The 11633-nt window shown below is 70.9% G+C and carries 6 protein-coding genes and 1 pseudogene; all 7 read left to right on the plus strand.

All coding sequences use genetic code 11. From position 1 onward, the window contains the following. Nucleotides 1–15: 15 nt before the first annotated feature. The 7 genes and pseudogenes from tagF to C693_RS0113710 all read left to right on the plus strand — a co-directional run bounded on the left by tagF (nucleotide 16) and on the right by C693_RS0113710 (nucleotide 11622). Nucleotides 16–1644, plus strand: coding sequence for a type VI secretion system-associated protein TagF (gene tagF, locus C693_RS22695; protein WP_017462854.1), 1629 nt, complete (start codon nucleotides 16–18; stop codon nucleotides 1642–1644). Next, entirely contained in the window at nucleotides 1641–2360 is a 720-nt protein-coding gene (locus C693_RS0113685; RefSeq protein WP_017462855.1) for a PP2C family protein-serine/threonine phosphatase, read from the plus strand. The genes tagF and C693_RS0113685 overlap by 4 nt, the downstream gene beginning before the upstream one ends. Nucleotides 2361–2377: 17 nt before the next feature. Next, nucleotides 2378–4099, plus strand: a pseudogene (locus tag C693_RS21830) (serine/threonine-protein kinase); the annotation flags it as partial. 389 nt (nucleotides 4100–4488) lie between these two features. Then, nucleotides 4489–5169 carry a glycine zipper domain-containing protein gene (locus tag C693_RS0113695; RefSeq protein WP_241762674.1) on the plus strand — a complete coding sequence of 227 codons (681 nt, stop codon included), beginning with the start codon at nucleotides 4489–4491 and terminating at the stop codon, nucleotides 5167–5169. 160 nt (nucleotides 5170–5329) lie between these two features. Next, nucleotides 5330–9052, plus strand: coding sequence for a protein kinase domain-containing protein (locus C693_RS0113700; RefSeq protein ID WP_017462858.1), 3723 nt, complete (start codon nucleotides 5330–5332; stop codon nucleotides 9050–9052). Further along, complete coding sequence (locus C693_RS21835; protein ID WP_017462859.1) at nucleotides 9049–9393, plus strand: hypothetical protein; 345 nt, start codon at nucleotides 9049–9051, stop codon at nucleotides 9391–9393. Before C693_RS0113700 ends, C693_RS21835 begins: the two co-directional genes overlap by 4 nt. Before the next feature lie 501 nt (nucleotides 9394–9894). Continuing rightward, nucleotides 9895–11622 carry a ShlB/FhaC/HecB family hemolysin secretion/activation protein gene (locus C693_RS0113710; RefSeq protein ID WP_052329399.1) on the plus strand — a complete coding sequence of 576 codons (1728 nt, stop codon included), beginning with the start codon at nucleotides 9895–9897 and terminating at the stop codon, nucleotides 11620–11622. The last annotated feature ends 11 nt before the right edge of the window (nucleotides 11623–11633 follow it).

The raw sequence follows: 11633 nt of genomic DNA on the forward strand, positions 1-11633 counted from the left end.
AATCCGACAGGGGGGATGACGGCATCGGTGGGGTTCTTCGGCAAGCTGCCGGGTGCCGGGGATTTCGTGCAGCGGCGGCTGCCCGGCGATTTCGTCGAGCGCTGGGACCGGCACTTCGAGCATGCGGTGGCGGCCAGCCGGGAGCGGCTCGGTGCCAGCTGGCAGGAGCGCTGGTTCGCCAGTCCGGCCTGGCGCTTCGTGCTGGCGCCGGGCGTGTGCGGCGAGTCGGCCTGGGCCGGCGTGATGGCGCCGGCGGCCGACCGCGTCGGTCGCTGCTTCCCGATGGTGATGGCTGCGCCGCTGGGCATGGACCCGGCGGCCTGCCCACGCACCCTGCGCGAGGCGCAGCGCTGGTTCGACGTGCTCGAGGTGGCGCATGCCGAGGCGCGCCGGCAGGCCTGGGGAGCCGATGCGTTCGACGCCCGCCTGGCCGCGCTGCCGGGGCCACAGGAGGTCACCCGCAGCGATCCGTCCGCCGCGCTCGCGGGGATCGACTGGCGCGGTGCCCCGCAGTGGCGGATGCCGTTGCGGGTGCACGGCCACGATGAGCGTTTCCTCGAGGTGCTGTGGTCGCAACTGGCGGCCTCCGGTCCATCGTGGTGCCTGTGGTGGACGCACGGAGCCGCGATGGTGCCGGCCAGCGCGATGGCCACCCAGGGGCTGCCGGCCCCGTCGGGCTTCGCCGCATTCCTCGACGCGGGGCAGGGCGAGGAGGGCTGGCGGACCTTGCGCTCGTTCGCCCCGGGCGCGAATGCCGGTGTTGCCGCGGCGCCTGCACCGGCGCCGCCGGCACCCGCGCCGGCCATGACGCCGCCGTCGCCCCCGCCCGGTGCGCCGGCGCACGTCGAGGGCGACACCACGGCGTCGCGCGTGCTGGCCAGTGCCGCCGCGCGGGTGCCCGACGACGTGACCGTGCCCGGCTTCGGTCGCGGCACCCCGGAGACCGCACCTTCACCTGCACCCACGCCCGCGGTGGAGTCGCCGGCGTCGACGACCGCACCGGCACGCTGCGCGGTCTACCGCAGCATGGACGGTGCACTGACCGTGCTGGCCGCCGACGACGGCGCACACGACGCCCGTTGCCGGGCTGCCGCCACCGCGCAGGCGGTCGCCGCGTCGATGGCGCCGGGCGAGTTTTCCGGTGGCATGCACCTGCTGCGCGAGCGGTTGCTGGCAAGACACCCGGCGCTGCAGGCGTCGAGCGAGGACCTGATCGACCCGGTGATGGAGGATGCCGCCGTGGTGGCGCTGCACACCACCGGTCGCTGGGCGGCGGTGCTGCGCATGGGGACCGCCGAGGTCTGGCAGTGGCGTCGTGGGCAGATGCGCCCGGTGTTCGCAGGCGACCCGGGATCGGCCGGCGCCGGCGTCGATACCCTGCTCGGCGCCCGTCGCGCAGCCGTTGCCGTGGGGCTGGGCGGTTCCGGCGCCCCGGAATCGGAGGACATCGTCTGCGCGGTGGAGCCGGGCGACCGCTTCCTGCTGCTCGCCACGCGACGGCTGATGGGTCTGGACCAGGCGCTGCTCGCCCGGGCACTGGCGATGCCCGACCCGTCGCATGCGCGCGCCCACATCGCACAGGCGGCCGCGCTCGGCACCGACCCCGCGCCATGGCCGCTGGCCGTCATCGAGGTGGCAGCATGACCGATCGTTACGTTTCGGCGGGACTCACGGTGACCGGCAAGGTCCGGCGCCACAACGAGGACGCCATCCTGGTGCGCGACGACCTGGGGCTCTGGGTGGTGGCCGACGGCATGGGCGGCCATTCGGCCGGCGACTACGCGAGCGCGCTGATCGCGCAGCGGCTCGGTGCACTGACTCGCAGCGGCAGCGTGTTCGACTTCATCGAGGCGATCGAGGATGCGCTCGAGCAGGTCAATACCGATCTGGTCGCGATGGCGCGTGCGCGCGGCGTGGACATCATCGGCTCCACCGTGGTGGTGCTGGTGCACCACCACGACTACATGCTGTGCGGCTGGGTCGGTGACAGTCGCGCCTACTGCATCGAAGGCGGGGTGCTGGAACAGGTGACCCGCGACCACGTGCACGGCACCAAGGACGACGTCACCCAGTTCGGCGGTGCGCCCGCGGCCCCGTCGCCGGGTGCCGGCGTGCTGACCCGCGCGATCGGCGCCGAAGACCGGCTGTTCGTCGACTGGCAGGTGGCCGGCGGCCGGCCCGGCATGCAATTCGTGCTCTGCTCCGATGGCGTCAACAAGGAGATGACCGACGCCGAGCTGGAGGCGGAGTGCCGGCAGCGGGGCGCGCCCCAGGAGCTGCTGGAAGGGTTGTTCGCGCTGGCCCTCGGCCGGGCGGCGCGGGACAACGTGTCCGCCGTAGTCGTGCAGTTGCAGCCGTGAACCCGGCCGCCGCTTCCATGCGCGAGCTCGAGCACGCCGCCGCGGCGTTGCAGGCGGGCGAGCCCGCGCCGGAGGCGGTGCTCGACGCGCTGGTTGCGCGGGGCGCCCGCCCCGCGGACGCCCACCAGCAGGAGCTGGCGGCGATCGCCGGGTGGGTCGCGGAAGGACGGCTCGCGGCGTCATTGGCGGATCTGCTGGTGGCCCGCCTGCGCGAGCTGCAGGGCGCGCAGGCGGACGACCCGGATGACGCCACCGTGGTGCATCCGCTGCACACTTCCACGTGCTCGCCTGCAGCTGCCGAGCGCGATCCTGACGCCACCGTGGTGCAGCCGGGTCCTCAACCGGGCGCGCCCGGCGACGAGGACGTCACCCGCGTGCAGCCCCGCGCGCCGTCATCGCCGCCGGACCGCACCGGCACCGTCCAGCCGACGCTCTCGCAGAGCGACAGCGCAGACAGCTGGAAGCGGGTGGCGGAGGCCGGGCCGGCCGACCAGGTCGCGGTCGGCCGCATGCTGAAAGGGCGCTTCCTGCTGGAGAAGGAGATCGGTCGTGGCGGCATGGGCGTGGTGTTCCTGGCCCGCGACGAACGCAAGGTGGAGGCGCGCGACCGCGATCCCTACGTGGCGGTGAAGGTGCTGAACGACGAGTTCCGCCGCCATCCCGACTCGCTGATCGCACTGCAGCGCGAGTCGCGCCGCTCGCAGTCGCTGGCGCACGACAACATCGTGCGCGTCTACGACTTCGACAAGGACGGAGCCACGGTCTTCATGACCATGGAGTACGTCGATGGCTGCGATCTGAAGACGCTGATCCGCGAGCGTGCCTATGGCGGCATGCCGCTCAGGCAGGCGTGGCCGCTGATCGAGGGGATGGCGCTGGCGCTCAAGCGCGCGCACGACGCCGGTGTAGTGCACTCGGACTTCAAGCCGGGCAACGTCATGGTGACCCGCACTGGCATGCCGAAGGTGTTCGATTTCGGCATCGCCCGTGCCGGCAAGCACATGGGCGACCAGGTCGGCGAGCAGACCGTGTTCGATGCCGGCACGCTCGGCGCGCTGACCCCGGCCTATGCCAGCCTGGAGATGATCCACGGCAAGGAGCCCACCCCCAGCGACGACATCTACGCGCTCGGCTGCGTGACGTTCGAGCTGCTCACCGGCAAGCATCCGTTCGACAAGGTCAGCGCCGAAGTGGCGATGAAGCGGGGGCGCAAGCCGCCATCGGTGCCGGGCCTGACCAAGCGACAGTGCCAGGCGCTGAACGATGCGGTGGCATTCAGCGGGGAGCACCGCCTGAAGAGCGCCGACCAGCTGCTTGAAGGACTGCGCGAGATCACCCTGCGCGAACGCGTCGGCCCGCTGCTGGCCTACGGTGCGCTGGTGGTTGCCGTGCTGGCCATCGGCGCCTACGCCGGCATGCGCTACCTGCATGCCCGGCACGTGGAACAGGTCGCTGCCGGCTTCAACCTCGATGACCCGCACCATTACGGCAATGAAGACCTGGCACTGGGCGCGCTCGGCAGTCTGGACGAGGCCGACCGCCAGCAGTTGATGCTGGCGCACGGCGACGTGATCCAGCGTTACCTGCTCGATCGGCTGGACGCGTACTGGAATCCGGCCAAGGGCCTCTACGACTACCCGCGGGTGCAGCACCTGTTCGCGTTGCGCGAGCGCCTGCAGCTCTACCTGCCGCAGGTGGACCTCCGGCGGGCAGCGATCGAGAAGGAACGGGCCGAGCGCCAGCTGGCGGCGGAGAGGAAGGCGGCTGCCGCGAATGCCCCGGCCACCGGCACGGGCGCGCAAGCCGGATCACCCGTCTGCCCGGCGGGAACGGCACCGCAGGACGGTCGCTGCGTGGCTTCGGCGGCGGACCGCGAGCCGGGCGACCGTCGCAGCCCCGCGCCCGCGCCCGCGCCGGACTCCGGCCATCTGCAGGATGTCGCGCTCAAGCTGACCAGTGAAGGCGAGCGCAACTTTGCGCGACAGAACTATTCGGCGGCGATTGCCAATGCCCAGGCGGCACTCGCGGTGAAGCCGGGGGACGCCCGGGCACAACGCCTGCTGGACAAGGCCAAGCGGGCCCAGAAGCAGGCCATGAACAGCATTTCCATCCAATGAGGGCCATGGACATGAATACAGGTGGATTTCGTGCGGCCAGCCTGGTGCTGGCCAGCCTGGTGCTTACCGTTACTGCGGGCTGTGCCCAGATGCCCAGCAAGAGTGGGGCGGGCGGCACCGCGGCGGGTTCCGAAAGCTCCTCCGGCTCGTGCAATCCGTTGGTGGGCGGTGCCCTCGGCGCGCTTGCCGGCGCCATGTTCGGCAAGGGCAAGGGGCACCTGGCGGGGGCGGCGATCGGCGCCGGCATCGGCGCGTTCGCGTGCATCGCGTACAACTACCACGTCCGCAAGGTGCGGGACGCCAAGGCGGTAGAGCAGGAGTACGCGCGCCAGCGCGGCGCGCTGCCGGCCAGCAACACGGTGGCCGACTACCGCAGCGAGCTGACGCCGTCGAACACGGTGCGCTCGGGAACGTCCGCGCAGATGCAGTCGCGGGTCACCGTGATCAACGGGACGCACGACGCGACGCCGCAGCTGAAGGAAGAGCTCACCCTCTACTCGCCCGAGGGCAAGGTGCTGTCCACGGTGAGCAAGCCGGCCACCGCCGTCGACGGCACCGGCGAATACGAAACCAACTTCAACTTCAACCTGCCCAAGGGCATCGAGGAGGGGCGCTACACCATGCGCTCGACCCTGTTCATGGACGGCAAGCAGGTGCGCACCAACGAGGTGCCGATGCTGGTGGTGAGCTGAGACCCCGCCGGCGCAGGCGACTGCGCCGGCCCCTTTTCCGCGTCGCCTCGATCGCGGCGCACGGGCGTCGGACAGAACCGAACGGGCTTGATCCCCGACGCCCGCAAGCACTTCTTCGCCGTCCCGGTACGGCTCCCGGATTGACCAAGACCCTCAATTCATGAATTTCCTCAACGAACTGATCGCCGCTTTTCAGGCCGACAAGCTGCAGTTGTCGACCCTGCTCGACGTATTGCGCTCGCGTGGCGCCCAGCCCGCCGACGTGCACCGCGAGGAGGTGGCGACGGTCGAGCGGCTCGCGGCCGAGGGTGCGCTGACGCCGGACACGGCGGCGGCGCTGCTGGGGGCGCTGCGATCGCTGCAGGATGCCGCTGCGGCGGCGCCGGTCACGGGCGAGGACGCCACCGTGGTCCAGTCCTCGCATCGGCCGGCCGCGGACGATCCGACGGTGGTCCAGCCGGGCGGGGCGTCGACGGCGCCGGCCGCGCATGACGGCGATGCCACCGTGGTGCAGCCGGCCTCGGGCCCCTCGCATGCGGACGACGAGGCGACCCAGGTCAAGCCGGCCTCGACGCCCGTCCCGCGTGATACCCAGGCCACCAGCGTGACCGGCAGCGCCACCGGCACGGGCACCAGCAGCACCTTCAATTCCGACAGCTGGCAACGCATGGCGTCCGTCGAGGGCAGCGACTACGCGGCGGTCGGCAGCGTGCTCAAGGGCCGCTTCCACCTGGAGAAGGAGATCGGCCGCGGCGGCATGGGCGTGGTGTTCCTGGCGCTGGACGAGCGCAAGGTGGAGGCGCGCGACCGCGATCCCTACGTCGCGGTGAAAGTGCTGAACGACGAGTTCCGCCGCCACCCCGATTCGCTGATCGCGCTGCAGCGCGAGGCGCGCCGCTCGCAGTCGCTGGCGCACGACAACATCGTGCGCGTCTACGACTTCGACAAGGACGGCACCATCGTCTTCATGACGATGGAGTACGTCGACGGCTCCGATCTCAAGGCGCTGATCCGCGAGAAGGCCTACAACGGCATGCCGCTGGCCAGGGCGCGGCCGCTGATCGAAGGCATGGCCTGGGCGCTCAAGCGCGCGCATGCGGCGGGCGTGGTGCACTCGGACTTCAAGCCGGGCAACGTCATGGTGACCCGCGACGGCATGCCGAAGGTGTTCGACTTCGGCATTGCCCGCGCCGGCAAGCACATGGGCGAGGCGACCGGCGAACAGACCGTGTTCGACGCCGGCACGCTCGGCGCGCTCACCCCGGCCTACGCCAGCCTGGAGATGATCCAGGGCAAGGAGCCCACGCCGAGCGACGACATCTACGCGCTGGGCTGCGTGGCGTTCGAGCTGCTTACCGGCAAGCACCCGTTCGACAAGGTCAGTGCCGAGGTGGCGATGCGCGAGGGGCGCAAGCCGCCGCCGGTGCCGGGCCTGACCAAGCGCCAGTACCAGACGCTGTGCGATGCGGTCGCCTTCACCAGCGACAAGCGCCTGAAGAACGCCGCCGACCTGGTCGAGGGCCTGCGCGAGATCAGCCTGCGCGAACGCGCCGGCCCGTTCGTGGTAGTCGGGGCGATCGGCGTGGTGATCCTCGTCGCCGGCGGCTGGGGCGCGCGCTACTACCTGCAGCAGCGCGAGGTGAACGAGGTGGTCGCGCGCTTCTCGCCGACCGATCCGCAGCACTACACCACCGAAGACCAGGCCTACGGCGCGCTCGATGCGCTGGGTGCCGACCAGCGCACGCGCGTGGTGGTCGACCAGAGCGATGTGATCCAGACCTTCTTGCTTGATCGCGTCGATGCGTACTGGAATCCGGCCAAGAAGCGTTACGACTATGCCGGTGCGCAGCACGTGTTCGCCCTGCGTGACCAGCTCAAGCTGTTCTCGCCCAAGCTCGACCTCAAGCGCAGCGCGATCGAGCAGGAACGCAACGACCTGCTCAACCAGCTCGACACGCGCCTGAGCAAGGCGATCGAGAACGGCGCGATCTTCGCCGACCAGCCGGACAACGCGGTGCAGATCCTGGCCACGATCCGCGCCATCGATCCCACCAGCGGGCTGCTGAAGAACGCCGAGCTGGAGCTGAAGTACGACATCGCGATCGGCCAGTCGCTGGCGGCGGACCACGTGGACGAGGCCCGTGCGCAGCTGAAGCAGGCGCAGGCGGTGTTCCCGGATTCGACGCGACTGAAACAGCGTGCGAACGAGCTGGCGCAGATGGCCGCGCCGGCACTGGCCCGCGCCGCCCCGGCGACCACGCAGAGCGTTCCACAGGCGCACGCGGCACTGGCCGCGCTGATCGCCCGGCCGACCCTGGACAACGATTGGCAGACGGCGGTGGCCCGGGCGATGAGCACGCTCGCGACCGCCCACGATGCGCAGACGCCGAAGCAGGTCGAGGCACTGGCGGCGGCGATCGCAACCGCGGTCGCCCCGCAGAACGATCCGTCGCAGCTGCCGCAGGCTTCGCGGGCGATCGACCTGGGTCTGCATTACGCACCGAAGTCGGCGCCCCTGCTGGCCCAGCGCAGTCGCATCGACACGCTGCAGCAGCAGGTGCAGGCGCAACTGGCGCAGGAGAGCGCGGCCGCCGAGGTCACCTCGCGCATCGAATCGATGAAGCGCGCCGCCGCCGCCAACGACGTGGCCAAGGCGCAGGAAGCCCTGGCGCGCATCCGCACGCTGCAGCCGGACAATCCCTTCCTCGCCGGCACGGGCCCGCAGCTGCTGGCCAATGCCTACCTCGGCCAGGCGACCGATGCGATGCGGCGTGGCCGGTTCCAGTCGGCTGCGGACACCCTGGCGCGCGGACTCAAGGCGCTGGGCAACCGCGACGACCTGCGCCAGGCCAAGGCCCGCTACGACCTGGTGGCCGATGCGATGAAGGCCCGCGCCAGCGGCGTGTCCTCTGCCGATCTGTCGCGTCTGCGCCAGCAGCTGGCACGCGTGCAGAAGGACGACCCCGATGCCCTGAAAGCGCTGGAATCGGACCTGAAGCTGCGCGGGCAACTGCAGCAGGGGAGCCTGTCCGCGCTGCTGGACAGCCTCAAGCCGAGCCAGCCACCCGCTGCGCCGTCGGCGGCTGCGCCGGTCGCCGCACCGCCGTCCGCCGCACCCGGGGCGACGCCGGTGACGCCGGCGGGTGTCCCCACGCATCCGGGAGCCACCGTCACGCCGACGTCGCCGGGGGCCGTCGGCACCCGGCCCGGCACCGCCAAGCCGGGAGCGACCGCCGCCTCGGCCGCGGCCGGAAGCGATCCCTGCGGCGATCCGGCGCTGGTCGGCAAGGGCCGGATCTGCGCCGATGAAGTGGCCGGCAAGCGCGGCCCGCCGCTGGTGGTGATTCCCGGACTGGCTGGCGGGAAGGCGTATGCGATGTCGCGCAACGAGATCAGCGTCAGCGAGTTCAACCGCTTCTGCAGTGCCACCGGGCAGTGCGCGCCACGGCCGGCGGGCGACCGGCTGACCGCGACCCAGCCGATCAGCAACATTCCGCTGTCGCTTGCTCGCTCGTACACCGCATGGCTGAGCAAGGGCAGCGGGTTCACCTACCGCCTGCCCACCGATGCCGAATGGCTGCATGCGGCGAAGGCGGGCGGCGGCTGGAAGCAGTCGCCGGACAGCAACTGCGTGCCGCCCAACTCCAACGGGGACGACGGCAGCGGCGCGCCGATCTCGCCGCTGGGACGCAGCCCGAATCCCTGGGGACTGGTGAACCTCACGGGCAACGTGTGGGAGTGGGTGGTCAGCGGCGGCCAGGTGGGCGTGCGCGGGGCCAGCTACACGAGCTACTGGTCGGACTGCACCGTGGACGCGCACCGCGCCGACAGCGGCAGCGCCCAGAACGACGTCGGATTCCGCGTGCTGAGGGAGCTCAGATGAACGAGCAGGAGCGTCGCATCAATGTGGGGTTGCGGGCACTGGACGAGGCACACCGGCTCGGCCGGCTCAGCCGCGAGGACTATCGCGCCCGGCGGCGCGCCCTGCTGCAGGGGCTGAACGACAGCGCCGGGGTGACCGCGCGCAACGCGATCACCCCGCCCGCTTCGGGGGGAGGGCGACGGGAGGATGCCCGGCGCCAGGCCCTGCCCAGCGCGGACATGGCCGGCGCGCTGTTTCCCGACCGCCGTCGCCGGATGCTGCAGACCTGGCTGCTGGCCGTGGTCGGGCTGGCCCTGGCGTTGCTGCTGATCTACGCGGTGGTGCAGCTGGGCGGGAGCTGAGTCGCAAGGAATCGGCGGCGACTGACCAGATTTGTGACGCAGTTGCGCATTACTCAGGAGGGGTGCCGTTCCCGGGGGCTGCGCGCGCACTCCGCTTGCGGGCGTGGGGGGATCCACCGTCCATGTCGCGGGCAGCCTCATTGCAAGGGGAAAGATGTCGTGCGGATGGCTTCTCTGGCAGCAGCCCTGGCGCTGGCGTTGGCTGGCGGCCAGGCGTGGGCGCAGGACACCCCCGCCCCTCCGGCATCGCCCGCGCCGGGGGCTTCACCGACCCCGGCGTCTGCGCCGACACAGCGCATCCTGGTCAGCGGGATTCCCGCCGGCAGCGATGCGGCGTCGGTCCAGGCGATCGTGCAGGCCGGCTACCGCCAGGCGATGGCCGCTGCCGGTCATCCGGCAACGTTGAGCCCGGCGCAGTGGCAGGCTGCGGCCGACGCCATCACGGCGGCGTTGCAGAAGGCCGGCTTCAAGGACGCTCGTGCCTATCTGGCCGAGCAGGTGATGGCCTTCACCGTGCAGGACACACCAGCCACCCCGGCCGGCGAGGTCGCACAGCAGGCTCCGGCGCAAACGCCGCCCGCGGCGGTGGCCGCGTCCGCCGTTCCGGCTCCGGCGCCCAAGCCGATGGCGCCCGACAACGTGGTGCCGCCGGTACGCGAACGCGACCAGGCCCCGGCGCAGACCGTCGCGGTCAGCGCCTTCCGCGTGCAGGGCGTGGATTCGCATCCGGATGCCGGGATCACCCCGGCCTCGATGCAGGCACTGGCCGACGAACAGTTGCACAAGCTCGGCGGCGGCCCGGGCCAGCCCGCCCAGCTTGCCTTCACCCAGTTGCAGCAGGTGGCCGATGCGCTGACCGAAAAGTACCGCAAGGCCGGCTTCATCTTCGGTACGGCGTTCCTGCCGGCGCAGACCATCGGCCAGGACCACGTGGTCAGCATCCAGGTGCTCGAGGGCACGCTGGGTCGCGTCATCGTCAAGGGCAACAAGCGTTACCGCGCCAGTGCGATCGCTGCATCGGTGGAGCCGTTGAAGGGCAAGGTGCTGCGCAAGGGCGACGTCGATTCTGCACTGCTTTATGCCCGCGATCTGCCCGGCGTGTCGGTGAGCTCGACCTTCCAGCCCGGCGAAAAGACCGGCCAGACCGACCTGCTGATGGTCGCCAACGAGGCGAAGCGGCCGTACACGATCACCACCGGCGCGAACAACTACGGCACCGATCTCACCGGTCGCTACCGCGCCCAGCTCGGCTTCACCTGGAACAGCCCGCTGGGCATCGGCGACACCTTTGCCGCCAACGTCGACTACGCGATGGATCCGCGCAACAACGTCTACGGCTCGCTGGTGTACCGCGCGCCGACGGTGGTGGTGCCCGGTCTCAGCGGCGTGATCGGCGCCACCCGCAGCGAGCTGCAGCTCAATTCCAGCCAGCTCGCCGCGCTGGACGTGAAAGGCCCGAGTTCCTCGCAGTACGGCGGTGCCGACTGGAAGTTCGTCAACACCGACACGATGCAGATGCAGACCTCGCTGCACTACATCCGCGAGAAGTCGCGCCTGACCAGTCTCGGCATCCCGCTGTCGGACGAGAGCTTCGACGTGGCCGAGCTGGCCTGGGCGATGAACCGCACCGACCAGCGCCTGCACGGCATCGACCTGTTGCAGGTGAGCCTGCGCAAGTCGATCAAGGACCGCTCGCGCGAGCCGGACCTGGTCAGCCCGAATCACGCCAGCAGTTTCACCAGCCTGCGTTTCTCCTACACGCGCCTGCAGTTCCTGACCAAGTCGCAGCGCGCCTACTTCAAGCTGGCCGGGCAGTGGACCAACGCCGCGTTGGCGCCGCTGGAGCAATTCGTGATCGGCGGCCCGGACAGCGTGCGCGCCTACCCGATCGCCGACGGCCTGACCGACCGCGGCTACTACGCCTCGCTGGAGTACCACGTCGACGCGCCGGGCTTCGGCAACAAGATCTCGCCGTTCTACGCCCGGCCCTGGCGCGAGCTGCTGGAGCTGGAGGCGTTCATCGACTACGCCCGCGGCATGCCGGCCGGCGCCGACCGGGCAGGCAACAGCGCACTGACCTTCAAGGGCATCGGCGCGGGGTTCATCTTCCGCCTGCCGCGGTTCCACCGCTTCGAGTTCCACCTCGACGGCGCGGTGCCGATCGGCGGGCCGCAGGCCTCGGACAAGAAGGGCTACCACGTGTACGCGCGGTTCGGCTTCACGTTCTGACAGGCAACGAC

Source organism: Dyella ginsengisoli LA-4, assembly GCF_000334915.1.
GTDB classification, from domain to species: Bacteria; Pseudomonadota; Gammaproteobacteria; order Xanthomonadales; family Rhodanobacteraceae; genus Dyella_A; species Dyella_A ginsengisoli_A.

Bases quoted from the DNA above. Each gene is read 5' to 3' on its own strand.
- tagF (WP_017462854.1), top strand. From the start codon at position 16: ATGACGGCATCGGTGGGGTTCTTCGGCAAGCTGCCGGGTGCCGGGGAT.
- C693_RS0113685 (WP_017462855.1), top strand. From the start codon at position 1,641: ATGACCGATCGTTACGTTTCGGCGGGACTCACGGTGACCGGCAAGGTC.
- C693_RS0113695 (WP_241762674.1), top strand. From the start codon at position 4,489: ATGAATACAGGTGGATTTCGTGCGGCCAGCCTGGTGCTGGCCAGCCTG.
- C693_RS0113700 (WP_017462858.1), top strand. From the start codon at position 5,330: ATGAATTTCCTCAACGAACTGATCGCCGCTTTTCAGGCCGACAAGCTG.
- C693_RS21835 (WP_017462859.1), top strand. From the start codon at position 9,049: ATGAACGAGCAGGAGCGTCGCATCAATGTGGGGTTGCGGGCACTGGAC.
- C693_RS0113710 (WP_052329399.1), top strand. From the start codon at position 9,895: ATGGCCTTCACCGTGCAGGACACACCAGCCACCCCGGCCGGCGAGGTC.